At 43.7% G+C, this 19,329-nt stretch carries 19 protein-coding genes; 9 read left to right on the forward strand and 10 right to left on the reverse strand.

Annotated features, from left to right (window positions below; genetic code table 11):
• Positions 1-145: 145 nt before the first annotated feature.
• The 7 genes from HMPREF1535_RS13485 (at position 146) to HMPREF1535_RS13515 (ending at position 7,669) form a co-directional block, all read left to right on the forward strand.
• Entirely contained in the window at positions 146-1,051 is a 906-nt protein-coding gene (locus HMPREF1535_RS13485) for a hypothetical protein (protein ID WP_044215181.1), read from the forward strand.
• A gap of 2 nt (positions 1,052-1,053) precedes the next feature.
• Entirely contained in the window at positions 1,054-1,647 is a 594-nt protein-coding gene (locus HMPREF1535_RS13490; protein WP_010800133.1) for a Crp/Fnr family transcriptional regulator, read from the forward strand.
• A gap of 191 nt (positions 1,648-1,838) precedes the next feature.
• On the forward strand, positions 1,839-3,230 hold the full coding sequence (locus HMPREF1535_RS13495; RefSeq protein ID WP_007657716.1) for a TolC family protein: 1,392 nt from the start codon (positions 1,839-1,841) through the stop codon (positions 3,228-3,230).
• A gap of 21 nt (positions 3,231-3,251) precedes the next feature.
• Entirely contained in the window at positions 3,252-4,265 is a 1,014-nt protein-coding gene (locus HMPREF1535_RS13500; RefSeq protein WP_007657723.1) for an HlyD family secretion protein, read from the forward strand.
• Positions 4,262-5,440, forward strand: coding sequence for an ABC transporter permease (locus tag HMPREF1535_RS13505; RefSeq protein WP_046146577.1), 1,179 nt, complete (start codon positions 4,262-4,264; stop codon positions 5,438-5,440). The genes HMPREF1535_RS13500 and HMPREF1535_RS13505 overlap by 4 nt, the downstream gene beginning before the upstream one ends.
• A gap of 11 nt (positions 5,441-5,451) precedes the next feature.
• Complete coding sequence (locus HMPREF1535_RS13510) at positions 5,452-6,705, forward strand: ABC transporter permease (protein WP_010800129.1); 1,254 nt, start codon at positions 5,452-5,454, stop codon at positions 6,703-6,705.
• Between the two features lie 97 nt (positions 6,706-6,802).
• Entirely contained in the window at positions 6,803-7,669 is an 867-nt protein-coding gene (locus HMPREF1535_RS13515; RefSeq protein WP_046146578.1) for a sugar phosphate isomerase/epimerase family protein, read from the forward strand.
• Positions 7,670-7,755: 86 nt separating this feature from the next.
• On the opposite strand, the gene HMPREF1535_RS13520 is transcribed toward HMPREF1535_RS13515, so the two are convergent.
• The 8 genes from HMPREF1535_RS13520 to HMPREF1535_RS13555 all read right to left on the reverse strand — a co-directional run bounded on the left by HMPREF1535_RS13520 (position 7,756) and on the right by HMPREF1535_RS13555 (position 14,981).
• Complete coding sequence (locus HMPREF1535_RS13520; protein ID WP_046146579.1) at positions 7,756-8,484, reverse strand: inorganic diphosphatase; 729 nt, start codon at positions 8,482-8,484, stop codon at positions 7,756-7,758.
• A gap of 129 nt (positions 8,485-8,613) precedes the next feature.
• The gene (locus HMPREF1535_RS13525) at positions 8,614-9,957 is read right to left on the reverse strand and encodes a glucose-6-phosphate isomerase (protein WP_046146580.1); all 1,344 of its coding nucleotides are present in this window, start codon (positions 9,955-9,957) and stop codon (positions 8,614-8,616) included.
• Between the two features lie 2 nt (positions 9,958-9,959).
• On the reverse strand, positions 9,960-10,955 hold the full coding sequence (locus HMPREF1535_RS13530) for an NAD(P)H-dependent glycerol-3-phosphate dehydrogenase (RefSeq protein ID WP_010800125.1): 996 nt from the start codon (positions 10,953-10,955) through the stop codon (positions 9,960-9,962).
• An 11-nt stretch (positions 10,956-10,966) separates the two neighbouring features.
• Positions 10,967-12,697, reverse strand: a complete 1,731-nt coding sequence (gene lysS / locus HMPREF1535_RS13535; RefSeq protein ID WP_046146581.1) for a lysine--tRNA ligase — start codon at positions 12,695-12,697, stop codon at positions 10,967-10,969.
• A gap of 83 nt (positions 12,698-12,780) precedes the next feature.
• A complete protein-coding gene (gene nadD / locus HMPREF1535_RS13540; protein WP_007657743.1) occupies positions 12,781-13,380 on the reverse strand; it encodes a nicotinate (nicotinamide) nucleotide adenylyltransferase in 600 nt (199 codons plus the stop codon).
• Positions 13,362-13,541: a hypothetical protein gene (locus tag HMPREF1535_RS13545; RefSeq protein ID WP_007657744.1), complete on the reverse strand. Its 180-nt coding sequence runs from the start codon at positions 13,539-13,541 to the stop codon at positions 13,362-13,364. The genes nadD and HMPREF1535_RS13545 overlap by 19 nt, the downstream gene beginning before the upstream one ends.
• Positions 13,538-14,107, reverse strand: coding sequence for a guanylate kinase (gene gmk / locus HMPREF1535_RS13550; RefSeq protein ID WP_007657745.1), 570 nt, complete (start codon positions 14,105-14,107; stop codon positions 13,538-13,540). Before gmk ends, HMPREF1535_RS13545 begins: the two co-directional genes overlap by 4 nt.
• A 1-nt stretch (position 14,108) precedes the next feature.
• Positions 14,109-14,981 carry a YicC/YloC family endoribonuclease gene (locus HMPREF1535_RS13555; protein WP_010800122.1) on the reverse strand — a complete coding sequence of 291 codons (873 nt, stop codon included), beginning with the start codon at positions 14,979-14,981 and terminating at the stop codon, positions 14,109-14,111.
• A gap of 211 nt (positions 14,982-15,192) precedes the next feature.
• On the opposite strand from HMPREF1535_RS13555, the gene tsaB reads away from it, so the two are divergent.
• Positions 15,193-15,888, forward strand: a complete 696-nt coding sequence (gene tsaB, locus HMPREF1535_RS13560) for a tRNA (adenosine(37)-N6)-threonylcarbamoyltransferase complex dimerization subunit type 1 TsaB (protein WP_046146582.1) — start codon at positions 15,193-15,195, stop codon at positions 15,886-15,888.
• 34 nt (positions 15,889-15,922) lie between these two features.
• Here the strand turns inward: tsaB and HMPREF1535_RS13565 are convergent, their stop codons facing one another.
• Complete coding sequence (locus HMPREF1535_RS13565; protein WP_046146583.1) at positions 15,923-17,665, reverse strand: ATP-binding protein; 1,743 nt, start codon at positions 17,663-17,665, stop codon at positions 15,923-15,925.
• A gap of 272 nt (positions 17,666-17,937) precedes the next feature.
• Here HMPREF1535_RS13565 and HMPREF1535_RS25970 point away from each other — a divergent pair, with 272 nt between their 5' ends.
• Positions 17,938-18,078 (forward strand): hypothetical protein, encoded by a 141-nt coding sequence (locus tag HMPREF1535_RS25970; protein ID WP_165364434.1) that lies wholly within the window; start codon positions 17,938-17,940, stop codon positions 18,076-18,078.
• Between the two features lie 90 nt (positions 18,079-18,168).
• Here HMPREF1535_RS25970 and HMPREF1535_RS13575 read toward each other — a convergent pair whose 3' ends face one another.
• Positions 18,169-19,329 (reverse strand): sodium ion-translocating decarboxylase subunit beta, encoded by a 1,161-nt coding sequence (locus HMPREF1535_RS13575; protein ID WP_046146585.1) that lies wholly within the window; start codon positions 19,327-19,329, stop codon positions 18,169-18,171.

The raw sequence follows: 19,329 nt of genomic DNA on the forward strand, positions 1-19,329 counted from the left end.
TATTTTCATCCGAATGAAACTAAAAAGATGTCGGTATATGTTGAAAGGATGGTTAAGTTCTTAAAAAATGTATAAACAGACAGGATATGTTTTAATACATCTGATTAAACATTACCTTTGTACGTTCATTTTTAGAAGGAACCGTATGGATACAGAAAAGAAAGAAACGAAGGAAATAAATAAACTCTCATTATTAATCATGGCGGTAGTCGTGTTGATACTGATTATCGCTGGTGCAGGTTATTATATTTATCAGCAGAAACAGCAGATGAATGATTTGGTTGAGGCTTATGACCTGGATAAGCAAACGCTTGAAGATGAGTTTAATGAACTCTCTATGCAATATGAGGGATACCAGTTCAAGGTAGGCAATGATTCCCTGATGAATTTGTTATCCACAGAGCAGGCAAAGGTTCAGCGCCTGATGGAAGAACTCCGTACGGTGAAGGCGACAAATACCAAAGAAATTGCCCGTCTGAAGAAAGAACTGGAAACGCTTCGTAAGATCATGCGTAATTATGTTGTTCAGATCGACTCTTTGAACCGAGCGAACGAACAGTTGCAGGTAGAAAAGAAAGAAGCTGTTCAGAAATACCAGCGTGCCACATCACAAGCTGCTACCCTGAAGAAAGAAAAAGAAAAGTTGGCAGAACGCGTTACTATTGCAAGCCGCCTGGATGCTACCGGCATCACGGTTACTCCGGTCAATTCGCGTGGAAAGCTGGCAAAGAAGATCAAACGTATGGAACGTTTCGTAGTCGATTTCCGTATCGCCAAGAATATTACCGCTCCTGTTGGTGAGAAGACTGTATATGTGCGTATTATGAAACCGGACGATGATGTGCTGGTAAAGAGCCGTGCTGATGTTTTCCCCTTCGAAGGAAAGGATATCAATTACTCAATGAAGAAACTGATCGAATATGACGGGGAAGAATATCCCGTTACCATGTATTGGGATATCGAAGAATTCCTTTCTCCGGGAACTTACCGTGTAGATATTTTTATTGACGGAAACTTGATTGGAAAGAGAAACTTCACGTTGGAAGATTAACGATGGAAACAGACGGCTACTTAGCGAAGCTTTTAGCGGATCTACCGGAATCTCTGGCCCGCGACGAAGTCTTTGTGAGTGAACTGAAGAATATCACTACAGTGGTTGCTGTCGATAAAGGGGATTACCTGCTTCGTACCGGTGAGATTTGTCAGGATGCCTACTTCATTAATAAAGGACTGTTCATTAATTTATATGTAAGCGAAAAAGGCGATGAATGCGTAACCGGTTTTTCATCCGACTATCAATATCCTTTCCTTTCCGCTATCGGTTATTTTACCCAGGCGCCTTCCGAGTTCGAGATTAAGGCGCTCGAAGCCGGTGAACTGCTAAGGCTATCACGTACCCATATTGAGGACCTTTCCCTGCGTTATCCGCTATTTGCATCGTATTACCAGAATGCGATGCTGACTATCATATCAAAACTTTATTCTATGTTTGCCATCCGTCAGTCGTGTACGGCAGAAGAATTTATCAAATACCTTTATAATCATTACATGTGGATCATGCAGCGTGTTCCCGACAAATATATTGCTCAGTATATGGGAATCAGCAATGCCTGGTACTGCAAGCTGAAAAAGCGCATCTTTAATTGAATTAATTCAATTTTATATTTAAACTAAACCAGTACTTTTGCACCGATAAATCGTACTTTTGTTTGTGTACGAAGAATATAGGTTTATCGAATATAAACAATAGGAGATAACCGGTTGTTTTTTATTTAGATAAAGGTGATAAGTTGTTTTAGTGGTAAAATAAAGTCTCCGGATGAAAAAACAATAAAAAGATGAAACGGATTATTGTATTAGTAGGATTGTTGGTCTGTTCTGGTTATGCAAGTTCCCAACAGACTTTGACATTGGAAGAATGTCGAAACTTAGCTATTCAGAATAATAAGGAATTACAGATGTCCGGCGAAAAGGTAAAGGCGGCCAATGAAGAACGAAAAGCGGCTTTTACTAAATATTTTCCGCAGCTTTCCGCTATGGGAGGATATATGTGGAATCAGAAAGATATCAATCTGCTGGATATGGACGCTTTGAGTGCCAAACTCGGTTCCGCCCTGGGACCGCTTGCCCAACTTCCTGTTTTCGGACAATTAATGGGAGGAATTGACGATGTGCAACATCTGGATGTGCAGAATATTTGGGTGGGAGGCGTTTCGTTGGTTCAACCGGTCTTTATGGGAGGAAAGATTGTTTCCTATAATCAGATTACCAAATATGCCCGTGAATTGGCCGAGTCGATGAACGACCTCCAGTTACAGGAAGTCATTTATAAAACCGATGAAACTTATTGGCAGGTGATTTCGTTGGTCAATAAGAAAAAGCTGGCCGATGCGTATGTCGGGTTACTCCGGAAGATGGACAGTGACGTGACAGCCATGATCGCCGAAGGAGTTGCCACCCAGGCAGACGGACTGTCGGTGAAGGTAAAACTGAATGAGGCGGAAATGGCGCAGACGAAAGTGGATAACGGTCTGGCTTTGTCGCGTATGCTGCTCTCCCAGATTTGCGGTTTGCCATTGGATGAACCTTTGGCGCTGGCAGATGAAAATATAGAGAACTTCCCCGTCCATTCCAGTGATGCTACCGCAAATGTGAATGAAGCGTTTGCTAACCGCGATGAGTTGAAAAGTCTGGAACTGGCAGCTAAGATTTATCAGAAGAAAGAACGGATAGTCTTGGCAGACATGTTGCCCAATGTGGCTTTGTCAGCCAACTATCTGGTAACGAACCCGAATGCTTTCAACGGTTTTAAGAATGAATTTGCCGGAATGTTTAATGTCGGTGTGATGATGAAAGTGCCTTTGTCCGGTTGGTGGGAGGGTACTTATAAAAGGAACTCCGCCCGTGCTGAAACACGTATCCAGATGTTGCAACTGATGGAAGCCCGCGAAAAGGTCGAGTTGCAGGTCAACCAGTCCGTTTATAAGGTGAATGAAGCCAATAAGAAACTGACCGCTTCTTCGCGGAATATGGAGAATGCGGAGGAGAACCTTCGCCATGCCAATCTGGGTTTTGAGGAAGGTGTTATTCCGGCCTTAAACCTGATGGAAGCTCAGACGGCTTGGGTATCGGCACGTTCCAGCCTGATTGATGCTCAGATAGAAGTGAAATTAACGGAAGTTTACCTGTCGAAGGCAATGGGTAAACTGTCGGTAGATAAACAGAAGTAATAACAATAAAAATATACAAAGATGAACGAGAATAAAAAGTTTTCGATCAGCAACATGATGTTGGCATTTATCACGGTATTGGTCGTGATTGGATTAGTCGCATTGACCGGTTTCTTTTTGCTTACTCCTCCCGACGATATTATTATGGGGCAGGCTGAAGCCAATCAGGTTCGTATTTCCGGAAAAGTACCCGGACGAATCGAAATGTATCGTTTTGATGAAGGAGATAAGGTAAAAGCAGGTGATACATTGGTGTATCTGAATACTCCGGAAGTCCTGGCAAAACTGCAACAGGCGGAAGCTGTTCAGAAAGCTGCCGAAGCACAGAATGCCAAAGCTCTTAAAGGAGCCCGTGCACAGGAAATAGCCGGTGCTTACGAGATGTGGCAGAAAGCGCAAGCCGGTTTGGAGATTGCCAAAAAATCATATACCCGTGTTCAGAACTTATATGATAAGGGAGTCATGTCTGCTCAGAAAAGAGATGAGGCTGAGGCAAACTATAAAGCGATGGTCGCTACCGAAAAAGCGGCTAAGTCACAGTACGATATGGCTCGGGACGGTGCCCGTTCGGAAGATAAGGCTGCTGCGGCTGCCCTGGTTCAACAGGCCGGCGGCGCTGTTGCCGAAGTGGAATCTTATTTGAAAGAGTCGGCTTTGGTTTCACCTATCGACGGAGAGGTATCCGAACGTTTCCCACAAGTGGGAGAGTTGGTCGGTACCGGTGCGCCAATTATGAATATTACGGATTTGAACGATATGTGGGTATCATTCAGTGTTCGTGAAGACCTGTTGAAGGATATCAAGATCGGTTCCGAACTGAATGCTTTTATTCCGGCACTCGACAATAAGCCGGTAAAGCTGAAAGTATATTATATGAAGGACATGGGCTCGTATGCTGCCTGGAAAGCTACAAAGACAACCGGACAATTCGATTCGAAGACCTTTGAAGTCCGTGCCCGTCCGCAGGAAAAAATAGCAGACTTACGTCCCGGAATGTCTGTCGTAATGAAGAAAAAAGGAAACGAAATATTATGACATTGAAGCAGAGTTTACATAGTATCTGGAATGTGGCGAAGCGGGAGATACAGCGGCTTACATCGAAGCCGATCTATTTCTTCTGTATGCTGATCGCTCCGGCTCTCTGTGTCGTCTTCTTCCTGTCACTGATGCAAGATGGCTTGCCAACCAATCTGCCGATTGCCGTGGTCGATATGGATGGTTCAGCCACTTCCCGTAACCTGATCCGGCAGTTGGATGCTTTTGAACAGACGGAGGTTGTTTATAAGACCGCTACGTTCGATGATGCTCGCCGGGAGATGCAAAAAGGAAACATATACGGTATTTTCTATATACCGAAGAACTTTGCAGTGGAGGCAACAACGGGAAAACAACCTACATTGTCTTTCTATACGAACGGTACTTATCTAATCGCAGCTTCCCTGCTTTTCAGGGATATGAAGACCATGTCTGTCCTGGCTGGTGCTTCGGTCGGCTTGCAGACCGGACTGGCGAAAGGATATACGACCGACCAGATTATGGGACAGCTTCAGCCGGTAGTAGTGGATACTCATGCGATCGGTAATCCCTGGCTGAACTATTCCGTCTATCTGAATAACACGATTTTGCCGGGCGTGCTTCAGTTGATGATCTTCCTGGTGACGGTGTTCAGTATCGGTACAGAAATAAAATATTCGACCGCCCGCCAGTGGCTGCAGACGGGAGGGAACTCCTTGACGACTAGTCTGTTGGGGAAGTTACTCCCGCAAACTGTTATTTTTACTCTTGTGGCGTTGATGTGTTGTGCCGCTTTGTACGGTTTCAATGCTTTCCCGCTGAATAGTGGTTGGATGCCGATGATATCGGCAATAATCCTGTTGGTGCTGGCTTCGCAGGCTGTCGGTGTGTTTATGATCGGTGTGTTGCCAACTTTGCGTCTGGGATTGAGTTTTGCCAGTTTGTTCGGTATGATTGCTTTCTCTATTGTCGGATTTTCTTTTCCCGTGTTAGGGATGGATCCGACTTTGCAGGCATTGAGCGACCTGTTCCCGCTTCGTCACTATTTTTTGATTTATGTGGATCAGGCGTTGAACGGTAGGGATTTGTTCTATTCATGGAGTGAATATGTCTGGTTGGCTGGCTTCCTTATCTTACCGTTCTTGATAGGAAAGAACCTGAAGAATGCGTTGCTGTACTTTAAGTATATTCCGTAAAACTGAAAGTAATGAAAAGAGAACATCGTTTACGATATATAATCAAAGAAGGTATACTGGATACCTTTTTTATCTGGAAGGATGAATTGAAGAACGTCTTCAAGGATTCGGGAGTCATGATCTTTTTCTTCCTGGTCCCGTTCATCTATCCGCTTTTGTATGCGTTTATCTATAATAATGAGGTGGTTCACAATGCCAAGATGGTGGTGGTGGACCAGTCGGATTCTTATCTGAGTCGCGAATATATTCGGAAGGTCGATGCAACGGCAGATGTAAAGGTTGTTGCCGTCTGTTCGGATATGGAAGAGGCAAAACGGATGATGGATGCGAAAGAAGCATACGGAATACTGTATTTCCCCAGTGAGTTCAGCAAAAATATACATAAAGGAAAGCAGGCGACGGTTTCGCTTTATTGTGATATGAGTGCTTTGTTGTTTTATAAAGCCTTCCTGTTGGCAACGACTGAAGTTTCGCTCGAGATAGGAAAAGAACTACGGGCGCAGAATAATCCGTCGTCGACGATAGAACAGGAAAAGATAACGATCAATCCTATTCCGTATGAATCGGTAGCCCTGTTCAATTCGCAGAACGGGTTTGCCAGCTTCCTTGTGCCGGCTATCCTTATTCTGGTTATCCAGCAGACGCTGATTCTGGGTATCGGTATGTTGGGAGGAACGGCACGCGAAAAGAACCGTTTCCACAGTTTGGTTCCGGTAAGCCGTCATTTTAACGGGACGTTGCGTATTGTGTTCGGCAAGTCGCTTACTTATATATTGTTATATATAGTCGTTTGTATCTGGGCATTAGGGGTGGTTCCGAAATTATTTTCATTGCCGCAGGTGGGAGAGCCGTGGACTGTTATGTTGTTTGTTCTGCCTTATCTGTTCGCGTCCATCTTTTTGTCGATGACCTTGTCCGGTTTTATGACAAGCCGTGAGTCGCCGATGCTGGTCTTTGTCTTTACTTCGGTCATTCTGTTGTTTATCTCCGGCGTGTCCTGGCCTAAGGAGGCAATACCTCCGTTCTGGAAAGCAATCGGTTATTTGTTTCCTTCCACACCTGGAATACAGGGATTTATCCGTATCAATACGGCAGGAGCCTCCTTGAATGAAGTAGCTCACGAATACCGTACGCTTTGGATACAGGCCGGTATCTATTTTATTACAGCTTGCATTATTTACAGGTATCAGATTATGCGTAGCCGAAAATTGATCATAAAACAATATCGATACATGAAGATGCAACGAATGTTAAGGCAAAAGTAATTTATCTTTTTATTGATTTTAACGAAATAATCTTAGAATCCATCGAATATAGTCTTACTTTTGTACAAATTCTCAATCAAACTTAATTTTTAGTACTATGCAGAACAGACGTGACTTTTTAAAGCAAGCTTCCATGTTGCTTGCGGGAGGTTTAGTTGCACCTCAGTTGTTATCTTCTTGTGCCGAAAAGAAACATATCGGTTTACAGTTATATTCTTTGAGAGACCTTGTAAAAGACGAAGGCATTCAAAAGGTGTTGGAAACAGCGTCTAAAATAGGATATACCAATCTGGAAACAGCCGGTTATGACAATGGTAAAATTTATGGTTTAGCTCCTGCTGAATTTAAGAAAATGTGTAATGACCTGGGTATGAAATGTACCAGCGCCCACCTGGGACAGGAGTTTACTAAAGAAAAGGAAGCGGAAGTAATGAGTTGGTGGGATAAGGCGATTGCCGCTCACAACGAATTAGGGGTTAAATATATGGTTCAGCCCTGGATGCCGGTAAACGATCAGACTACTTTGGATGACTTGAAGATGTATTGCGATTATTTCAATACGGTTGGTTATAAGACTGCTGCTGCCAGTATCGCATTCGGTTATCATAACCATGCTTTCGAATTCCGTAAAATCGACGATAAGTTGATTTACGACTTCCTGTTGGATAACGTAAGTCCGAATCACGTATTCTTCCAGATGGACGTTTATTGGGTGAAAGAAGGTGGTGCAGATCCTGTAGCCTATCTGAAATCCCGTCCGAGCCAGTTCAAGACGATCCATATTAAGGATGACATGGAAATCGGTGCCAGCGGTAAGATCGACTTTAAACCGATCTTCGACCAGATGTATGCAAATAATGTAAGAGACTGGTACGTTGAAGTGGAACAATATACAAACAATGATCCTGTAGCCAGCTGTAAAGAAAGTTTCGACTTCCTGAACAAGGCGAATTATGTAAAGTAAACGATTATAAGATAATTATTCATGGCAAAAGCGATACTTACGGTTTTCTGTAGGTATCGCTTTGTTTTTTTATATGGAAATAGAATCTATCCTATACACCTCATTATATTATCCCAGTCTTTTGCCAGGCCTGCCATATCCGGATATAGTAAATCGGCGCCTGCATCCAATAACACTTTGTCGGGGAGGGGACCGGTATTGACTGCAATCGTGAAGATGCCTGCTGCAACACCGGCTTCGACACCCATCGGGGCGTTTTCTACGACAAATGCTTCGTTGGCATGGACTCCGGCCTTTTGCAATCCCATCAGATAAGGTTCGGGATGAGGTTTGCCATATTTTACGTCAAAAGCCGTAACCATCTTTTCGCGGGTAAAACAGCCGGGATAGGTATGTTCCAGTTTGTTAATCAAGCTGTGCTGGCCGGAACCGGTCACGACTAATGTTTGTAGTCCGGTCGCTTTAACGGCAGCCAGTACTTCTGCGGCGCCTGTCATTGCTTTACCATCATTATATTTATTGAAAAGTGTTGCTTTCTCTTCATATAGTTCCCGTTTTTCCTCATCGGTCGCATCACGCTGAAAGGTACGTTGGTACAATTCATTGATCGTACTGTCACCGGTACGGCCTTCAAACATGTAAAAGTCTTCCTCTTTAGCCTGGAGCTGATGATGTATCGCTGTTTCGTTCCAGGCACGGGCATGAAAACGCATGGAGTCGTATAAGACACCATCCATATCGAAAAGTACAGCTTTAGGAGAAAGAGAATTCTGCTTAGTCCTAAGCAGATAACGGTTGATAGCTTCTTGTATCATTTTATTTATATCCTTAATAATCTTTGCAAAGATATGAATCTCCTTTAGTATAGATATCTTCTTAAAAATAAAAAGGTGAAAGCAAGAACATCCACTTTCACCTTTTTATTTATGTCATGTAACAGGTTATTACAATCGTGCGCGGATTGCTTCGCTTTCTTTTTCATATCCGGGCTTGTTCAGCAGCGCGAACATGTTCTTTTTGTATGCTTCGACACCCGGTTGGTCGAACGGATTAACGCCCAGCATATAACCACTGATTCCACAGGCTTTCTCGAAGAAGTAGAACAACTGGCCGATGTAATAAGCATTTACTTCCGGCATCGTGATTTTGATGTTTGGAACACCACCGTCTACGTGTGCCAGCTGAGTACCCAGTTCTGCCATCTTATTTACTTCGTCTACACGTTTCCCGGCAAGGAAGTTCAGGCCGTCCAGATTGGCTTCGTCTGTCGGGACTTCTACTTTGTGTGAAGGAGTTTCAACAGAGATGACTGTTTCGAAGATGATGCGTTCGCCTTCCTGAATCCATTGGCCCATTGAGTGAAGGTCGGTTGTCAGGTCGACAGAAGCCGGGAAAATACCTTTTCCGTCTTTACCTTCGCTTTCGCCGTACAGCTGTTTCCACCATTCACCAATGTAATGAAGTTTCGGATGGAAGTTGGCAAGGATTTCAATCTTCTTGCCGCTTTTATATAATTCGTTGCGGGTTGCAGCATAGATAGCCGACAGGTTTTCATTGAAAGGAACTTCAATGCCTGTAGCCTTCTCCATAGATACGGCACCAGCAACCAGGTCGCGGATACTGATACCTGCCACTGCGATAGGCAGTAAACCGACCGGAGTCAGTACGGAGAAACGTCCGCCTACATTATCAGGAATGATAAATGTCTTGTAACCTTCCTGGTCTGCCAATGTGCGAAGGGCACCTCTTTTGGCATCAGTAATGGCAACAATACGATGTTTTGCTTCTTCCTTGCCGACTGCGTCTTCCAGTTGCTTCTTCAGCATACGGAATGCCAGGGCAGGCTCTGTTGTTGTTCCCGATTTGGATATGTTAATCAGACCGAATTGTTTACCTTTCAGTATTTCACACAGCTCATACAGATAATCTTCACCGATATTCTGTCCGGCATAGAGAACAACCGGGTTCTTACGGTCAGACTGCAACCAGTCGAAACTGTTGTTCAATGCTTCGACAACGGCTTTTGTGCCGAGATAGCTTCCGCCGATACCGATGGCAACGACAACTTCACATTTAGAACGAAGCACGTTGGCCGTGTTCTCGATGTCTGTTAATTCAGCATCCGTGATAGAAGAGGGGAGATGTAACCAACCCAGAAAATCGTTACCAGCTCCGTTTCCGTTATGTAAAGTGGCAATACATTCGTTTGCCTTGGCTTCCTGTGCGTAAACCTGTTCTTTTGTAACAACGCCCAGTGCTTTGTCAATGTTAATACTGATGTTTTTCATACCTACTTAAATGTTTCTGTCAACTGCCGTATAACGGTAGTCGGCGATTTTCTTTCATATAATATATCGTATAAGGCGTCCAGAATCGGCATGTTTACCTTATACTTTTCATTTATCTCGTGGATACATTTGGTCCCGTAGTATCCTTCGGCAATCATTTCCATTTCCAGCTGGGCAATCTTGACGGAATATCCTTTTCCAATCATCGTCCCGAACGTACGGTTACGGCTGAAACGGGAATAAGCTGTCACCAACAAGTCTCCCAGATAAACCGAGTCGGTTACGTCGCGTTCCAGGCTGTGTACGGAATTGAGGAAATTACGCATTTCTTCGATTGCGTTACAGATGAATACTGCCAGGAAGTTGTCTCCATATTTCATCCCGTGACAGATACCGGCAACAATCGCATATACATTCTTTAAAACAGAAGCATATTCTATTCCTCTAACATCTTTACAACAATAGTTGTTCAGATATTGATTCTGGAATACATGGGCGACGGCACGTGCATTGTCGATATTGGAACAGGCTAATGTAATATAGGAAAGACGTTCGAGCGCAATCTCTTCCGCATGACACGGACCGCCGATTACTGCGATGTTTTCCATAGGTACATTATAATATTCCGTGAAATAGTCGGCAATCAGCATGTTCTCGTCCGGTACAATCCCCTTGATGGCCGAGATGATGAATTTATCATTCAGCGGGGTTGTCACCTTCATTAAATGTTGTTTCAGGAACGGAGATGGAGTCGCGAAGATTAGCGTATCGGAATCGTTAATCGCATCGTTAATATCCGTGTAGAATTTTATTTTGTCCGTGTCGAACTTTACGGCAGACAGATAACTGGGGTTATGTCCTGTCTTTAAAAAGTCGTCAACCTGGTCCTGCCGGCGCATATACCAGTTAATACTATCCTGTGTAGAAAGTACAATCTTGGCTAAGGCGGTAGCCCAGCTACCACCTCCCATTATTGCAATTTTACCGGGTAATTTCATAGCATTCCCTTTTATTTGGCTGCGTTGGCAATCCATGCTTCCACTTCTTCGGCCACAGGATTTTGCAGTTCCAGCTTATACTTCTTGTTCATCTCACAAAGTTCCTGGCGCAGCTTGTTAGGGTTCACCTCTTTCAGCGTGTCGACAGTCAGATAACCGGCTTTCTGTAATGCCGGCACCCAGGCTTCATCGATACCTAATGCTACGTATTTGTCGACAGCATCTTTCTTTACTGTTTTTTCCGGACGCATTTGCGGGAAGAACAATACTTCCTGAATAGTAGTCTGGCCGGTCATCAACATGACCAAACGGTCGATACCGATACCGATACCGGATGTAGGAGGCATACCGAATTGCAGTGCGCGCAAGAAGTCCTGGTCGATGAACATCGCTTCGTCGTCCCCTTTTTCGCTCAACTTCAACTGATCCTTGAAACGTTCTTCCTGGTCGATCGGGTCGTTCAGCTCGCTGTAAGCGTTTGCCAACTCTTTTCCGTTCACCATCAATTCGAAACGTTCGGTCAGTCCCGGTTTGCTGCGGTGCATTTTGGTCAGCGGACTCATTTCAACCGGATAGTCGATAATGAATGTCGGTTGGATAAATGTACCTTCACAGAATTCTCCGAAGATTTCATCGATCAACTTGCCTTTACCCATTGTTTCGTCGATCTCCATCTTCAATTCTTTACAAATTGAACGGATTTCATCTTCGTTCTTGCCTTCCAGGTCGTAGCCGGTCTTTTCCTTAATGGCTTCCAGGATAGGTAAGCGACGGAAAGGAGCCTTGAAACTGATAGTCTTGCCGTCGACTACGGTTTCGCATGTACCGTTGACAGCCATACATATTTTTTCCAGCAGCTGCTCCGTGAAGCTCATCATCCAGTTGTAATCCTTATATTGGACATACAATTCCATGCAGGTAAATTCCGGGTTGTGCGTCCGGTCCATACCTTCGTTACGGAAGTTTTTCCCGATTTCGTAAACCCCTTCGAAACCGCCGACGATCAGTCTTTTCAGATACAGTTCGGTAGCGATACGCAGATAAAGGTCAATATCTAATGAGTTATGATGCGTGATAAACGGACGTGCACTTGCACCACCGGCGATAGACTGAAGGATCGGAGTTTCTACTTCCGTATATCCGGCTTCGTCGAGTACGGCGCGCATTGTTTTGATCACTTTTGCACGTTTCATGAAAATATCCTTTACGCCATCGTTTACGATCAGGTCGATATAACGCTGACGGTAACGTAGTTCGGGATCGTTAAATCCGTCATAAGCTACACCGTCTTTGTATTTAACGATAGGCAGCGGTCTGAGTGATTTGGATAATACCGTCAATTCCTGTGCATGGACGGAGATTTCACCCATTTGCGTACGGAATACAAAACCTTTGATTCCTACAATGTCTCCGATATCGAGCAACTTCTTGAAAACGACGTTATATAAATCTTTGTCTTCACCCGGGCAGATATCATCACGGGAAATATATACCTGTATTCTGCCTTCCGAATCCTGCAACTCCATGAATGAAGCCTTACCCATAATACGGCGGCTCATGATACGGCCTGCAATAGTTACAGGACGGGGTTCTGCATCGTCTTTAAAAGATGCCTTTATTTCTTTGGAATATGCGTTTGTTACGTACTCAGCAGCGGGATACGGTTCTATCCCCATTTGGCGCAATTGCTCCATGCTATTGCGTCTTATGATTTCCTGTTCACTCAGTTCTAATAGATTCATTACGCTATTATTTTGTATAATACGGCGCAAAAGTACAAAATTTTTCTCACTTATAGGATAAAAGTGAGTAGTAGTTTACTTAATTATATATTAGAAAAGCACTTATGGTTACGTATTGCTTCCGGTAAGAAGAAACGTATATCTTTGCCGGCTGCCAGTGATTCGCGTATAAAAGTGGAGGATATTTCCATCAGCGGAGCATCGACTTTACGGATGTCGGGAAGGTTGTCGGGGATGTTGATTTCGTATCCTTTACGCGGATAAATCAGGATAGGGTAGCTGGTAATTAACGTTTCCGATTCTTTCCAGCGATTGATTGACGACCAGTTGTCGGCTCCCATTATAAAATGAAATTCGCGGTCGGGATATGTACGGTCGAGGGTACGTAAGGTGTCTATCGTGTAAGTCGGTTGGGGAAGCGTAAACTCGATATCGCTGGTACGGAATTTAGCATATCCGGCAACGGCAGCTTCGACCAGTTCGAGCCGGAGCCGGTCATCCATCAGGTCGTCGCGTTTCTTTAGCGGGTTATGAGGCGTGATAACAAACCACAGTTCGTCCAACCCCGCAAACTCACACAGCCAGTTGGCCAGGGCCAAATGACCGATGTGAACCGGGTTGAAAGAACCGGAAAAGATTCCGGTTTTCAGTTTGTTGTTTTCCTTTACCGTTGTTTCTTCCACATTATAAAGTTGAATGCCTGTACGCCGAATACGAGTCCGGTTGCAAATGCAATGAGATATTCTTTATAAATGAGGCCTGCAATGCAGGTTCCCAATGCCGCGATTCCGGTCAGTGCGAAAATATATCCCCATTTACGTGATAATTGTCTGTTGTTATTCATTCTTTAGACAGAAAATCTTTTATAACTTCCACTGCTTCGGCCTGTGCTGTCGCAAGGTCGTCGTTTACGATGCAGACATCGAAATGAGGAATAAATCCCAGTTCGAATTCCGCTTTTGCGATACGGCTGTCGATCACTTCGGGAGCATCCGTGCCACGACCTTCCAGACGTTCACGCAGATGGGCGATGCTGGGCGGCTGGATAAATACTGAAAGAGCACGGTCACCATAAAACTTTTTGATGTTGCATCCGCCGACAACGTCCACATCGAATATAACGTTGTTGCCTTCGTTCAGTTGGCGTTCCACTTCACTTTTCAATGTGCCGTAGTATTTATCGGTATATACTTCCTCATATTCCAAAAAATCACCGGCAGCGATACGGGCCCGGAATTCGTCGGGAGTCAGGAAATAATATTCCACACCGTTCTGTTCTGTTCCGCGCGGTGCACGGCTTGTTGCCGAGATAGAGAAATGCAGGTTCAGGTTCTGTTTTAGCAGATGGTTGATGATGGTTGATTTACCTGAGCCTGACGGGGCGGAGAATATAATTAATTTACCAGCCATATTATAATACGTTTAGTACCTGTTCCTTGATTTGTTCCAGTTCGTCTTTCATCTGAACGACAATTTTCTGCATTTCCGCATGGTTGCTTTTCGAACCGAGCGTGTTGATTTCGCGGCCCATTTCCTGAGCGATGAAACCGAGCTTTTTGCCTTGTCCGTGTCCGTCTTTCATCGTGCTGATGAAATATTTCAGATGGTTGTCGAGGCGGTTCTTTTCTTCGTTCACATCCAGTTTTTCGATGTAATAGATCATTTCCTGCTCGAAGCGGTTCTTGTCGTAATCCTGGTTGGCTACCTTTTCGAGGTTATCCATGATACGGGCTTTGATCTTTTCGATGCGTTCGCCTTCATATTCTTCCACTTCGGTCAGCAGGCGGGCGATATTACCGATTTTGTCTTCAAATAACTTTTGCAGCATGGCGCCTTCCTGGATGCGGAAGTCACAAAGATGTTTGATGGCTCCCTTTACCGCATTGAAAACAACTTCCCATTCGCTTTCGTCTACTTCTACAATTTCAGATTTGATAACGTCCGGCATTTTTAGTAATGTCTGGAACCAGTCAGCCGGAAGTGCAATATTCAGTTTTTCTGCAATATCCTTAACCTGGCTGTAATAACTTTCAAAAGCGGTAAGGTTGATCTGGGTAGGAGTATCTTTTCCTATATATTCGATATAAATGCTGAAATCGACCTTACCCCGTTCAAGCGACTGAAGCAGCTGGCTACGGATTTGCATTTCCTTATCTTTGTAGATAGAAGGGATGCGGGTTGATAAATCCAGTTGTTTGCTGTTGAGTGCTTTTATTTCTACGGTTACCTTTTTTGAAGGAAGTTCGGCTGTAACCTTACCGAATCCAGTCATTGATTGTATCATTGTTCTAAAAATTTGTGCAAAGATAGCTTATTCAGTTGATAGTTGACAGTTGACAGTTGATAATTCTTCGTCCTGATAGAGAAAAAGTTCGTTATTTTCTCATTCGTATAAAGACGTTTTTGTACTTTTGCGACCAATTAATCCGGTTGATGAACAGCGGAGTTCTATTGAAAAATATCTGTCACTTGTCAACCGTCAACTGTCAACTATTATGTCTTGTATTTTAAATATTGAAACATCGACCTCGGTGTGTTCCGTCGCTTTATCGGCTGATGGTGAGGTGCTTTTTGAAAAGAGTTCGTTTGAAGGTCCGTCGCATGCTGCTTTGTTGGGTGTTTATGTGGAAGAGGCTATTGCGGTGACCAAAGAAAAAGGATTGAAGCTGGATGCAGTAGCTGTCAGCAGCGGTCCGGGATCTTATACCGGATTGCGTATCGGCGTATCGGTCGCCAAAGGTTTGTGTTTCGGTTACGGCATACCTCTGATCAGTATCCCTACGCTGGAAGTGTTGGCTGTTGCCGCATTGGAACAGCAAAATAATGCGTCCGACTGTTTGTATTGCGCCATGCTCGATGCCCGTCGGATGGAGGTGTATGCAGCTATCTATGATGTTAATTTGAAGACGGTTCGCGAAACGTCTGCTGATATTGTAGATGCAGAAACTTATGCTTCCTGGCTGGAAAAAGGGAAAGTTTGTTTCTTTGGGAACGGTGCAGCCAAATGTCGGGAGGTGATTACTTCTCCGAATGCGCTCTTTATTGATAATATCCACCCGCTGGCTGTTAATATGATAACCTTGTCTGAAAAAGCATTTGCCGGAAGTCGGTTTGAGGATGTCGCTTATTTCGAGCCGTTCTACCTGAAAGAATTTCAGGCAACAATCGCTAAGAATAAGGTGTTGGGATGATAGCGTTTTGAAAGCTATCATCCGGTGAAGATTGTTAGCAGGAAGCTATTTCTTCACACTTAACCAAATCCCAACCCCGGAATTGAAGCAGTATCAAATGAAGTGTTGTGTCTTGGGCCAACTGTAAAGCGATTTTGTCTTTACTGTATTGTAATAGTTGGCGGCGTCCTTCTTCTGCTTGTGTTTCGAGTTCCGTATCAGTGGTGGTACGTCCAGCGTACTTTAACTCCAATATGTAGCTGTGTCCGATATCAGGATACCGCTTTTTGTCAGGTAATAAAAAGAAATCGCAGTAACCGTAATTCATTTCCAGTTCCGGTTCTACCAGATAATAAGAAGCGAGTGCCAGATATGCCTTCAGAAAACCTTGCAGATTTCTTTCTCCTTCCATAGCATCACGTACGGAAGAGTTTTCACGATAGGCAAGGGCGATGGATTCGAAAAACGGTTTCCATTGGCCGTCGTAAGCGAAGTCGTCTATTAAATCTTTCAGATGAGAAAGGTTTATTGTATGAAACTGTTGATAATAATCGCGCAGGAAACCAAAGTATTGTTCACGTACGCAATTATTGGGGATACACATTTTTAATAGTTTTCCGTGTGTACCGCACATAGTAAGCAGTCCGTAGTAATAAAGTAGACTTCGGAAATTATCGATATCCATTACTTTTTCAGCCGGGAAAGAGGTGTGCAGGTCGACTAGCACTTCTCCTTTTGCGACAATATCTTTGATAGTATTCATACAGCTATCTTCGTGTAAACTTTTATGGTTGATACCGGTTAGCTTTTTTAGTTTGCTGTAATTTATGCAAATATTTTTGTCTACCATCTCTTCCGGGGCACGGTGGAAATTTACCTGATTGTGTAAATAATACAAAATCAGGTCACAATTGAACACCCGGTCACTATCCAATGCCATTCGTGCGAAACAATAATTATTATACCACGGTTTCATTTCTGCGATCATTGTATCTATGTCTCCTGTCAGCATATCGTTTTGCCGGTAATAATGAAACATTTCACGAACATCTGTTTCATCGAATCCCATCATTGCGTTAAAAGTTTCGTCAGTCGAGATATTCCAGTTGATGTTATAACCGCTCGATAAATCATCCAAAGTGATAGGACTGACCCCCATCAGGAAAATCCGGTCGAACATCCCTTTGAACTGTTTAAAGTATTCCCTGTAGAAACCGCTGGCATGTGTTAGGTCGTGAAACATTTTCTGTCCGTGTTCACTCAGTATGACGTTTGTGAAGTTGTCATATTCGTCTACGATAAGATAAAGCGGATACCCTTTTTCTTTTGCTTTTATCTCGATGTACGACAGTTTTGCTTTGGCACTTGCTATATTTTCGATCGTAGCTTTATAATCGGCATCGTAATAGGATGCATATTCATGTGCGAACTGATTGATGATCAGACCGCAATAGTCGTTGAAGCTGGTCATCATATCGGTTCCCGGTTGCGAACAACCGGCTTTTGAGAAATCGAAGTAAAGCACCTGAAAGCGGTTACGCTGGTCAGTCGGGTGGCTGCCAATCCATAAATCACCGAAATACTTTTCGAAGTTATCCTTTTGCAATATATCATAATAGGTACGCATCAAGCTAAGGAACAGACTTTTTCCGAATCGTCTGGGACGGATAAGAAACAAGTAGCTGGGCATCTTTTCGATCAGCGGCAGATACATCGTCTTGTCTACGTAATAAAAGTTTTCGTTTCTCAACCGTTTGAAATCAGATATTCCGTATGGTATTCCTTTTACTTGGCTCATGTTGGATGCTTTTTAAGATATAGAGACAAAGTTAGTTTATTCCGGCAAATAAAACAATGTTTGAGAAAGTATTCCAGCTTTGTGTTTTACAGTCTATTATTATATGAATTGCGTATGAGAGTATGGTGCTAAATCATTTGTAATCGGATGAATATTTGTCAACTATGATAGTATGGCAGTAGGTTTCGTATTTTACTCATAGATCTTTTTAAACCAAAGACTTGTTTCTGTTGTTTTATGCTCATATAAAACAAAATCAGAATTACGAAGGTATGAAAAAGAAAAATCTATGGTTGATCATCGGGGTTATTATTGCGATTGTCCTTTTGATGGTATGGTTGTTTGTGGGGACGACATTGGAAGAAGTAACTAATCCGGAAACAAATCCGATGGAGGTCGAACAAAATGTATAAAAAGTTGACAGTTGATAAGTGACAGTTGACAGATTTAGAAAAGATTCTATTTATTTGTCACTTGCCATCTATCAACTGTCACTTGTTTTATTATCCTAAGAATCCTAACAGGATACCGGCTGCTACAGCAGAACCGATTACACCTGCTACGTTCGGACCCATGGCGTGCATCAACAGATAGTTGGTCGGGTCATATTCCAGACCTACAACCTGAGAGATACGTGCTGAGTCGGGAACGGCAGATACACCGGCATTACCGATAAGCGGATTGATCTTGTTGCCTTGTTTCAGGAACAGGTTGAAGAACTTAACGAACAATACACCGGCACAGGTTGCAATCACGAATGACAACGCACCTAAACCGAAGATCTTGATAGAGTTCAGTGTCAGGAACTGAGTTGCCTGTGTAGAAGCACCTACTGTGATACCTAACAGGATGGTGATTGTATCGATCAGCGGACCGCGGGCTGTTTCAGCCAGACGACGGGTTACACCACTTTCTTTCAATAGGTTTCCGAAGAACAACATACCCAGCAAGGGCAGACCTGAAGGTACAAGGAAGCAAGTCAGCAACAGACCTACGATCGGGAAGATGATCTTTTCTGTAGAAGAAACGGCTCTCGGCGGTTTCATACGGATCAGACGTTCTTTCTTTGTTGTAAGCAGTCTCATGAACGGCGGCTGGATAATAGGTACCAACGCCATATATGAGTAGGCCGACACCGCAATAGCACCCATCAGGTTAGGGGCCAGCTTGGAAGACAGGAAGATAGCCGTAGGACCGTCAGCACCACCGATAATACCGATAGCACCGGCCTGGTTCGGTTCGAATCCCATCTGAAGAGCGATAATATAAGCACCGAAGATACCGAACTGGGCGGCAGCACCGATCAACATCAGCTTTGGATTGGAAATCAAAGCGGAGAAGTCGGTCATCGCCCCGATACCGAGGAAGATCAACGGCGGATACCATCCGGAGGTTACCCCTTGATAGAGGATGTTAAGTACAGACCCTTGTTCGTAGATACCTACCTGAAGCCCTGCATCTTTAAAAGGAATGTTACCGATCAGGATACCGAATCCGATAGGGATCAGCAACATGGGTTCAAATTCATATTTAATCGCAAGGAATATAAAGAGCAAACCAACCAATATCATAATGATATGGCCCGGAGTTGCATTATATACTCCTGTATAGGTGAGGAACAACTGTAGGTTGTCACCCAGGAATGATAAAAAACTCTCTTGCAT

The organism is Parabacteroides goldsteinii DSM 19448 = WAL 12034 (genome assembly GCF_000969835.1).
GTDB lineage: Bacteria > Bacteroidota > Bacteroidia > Bacteroidales > Tannerellaceae > Parabacteroides > Parabacteroides goldsteinii.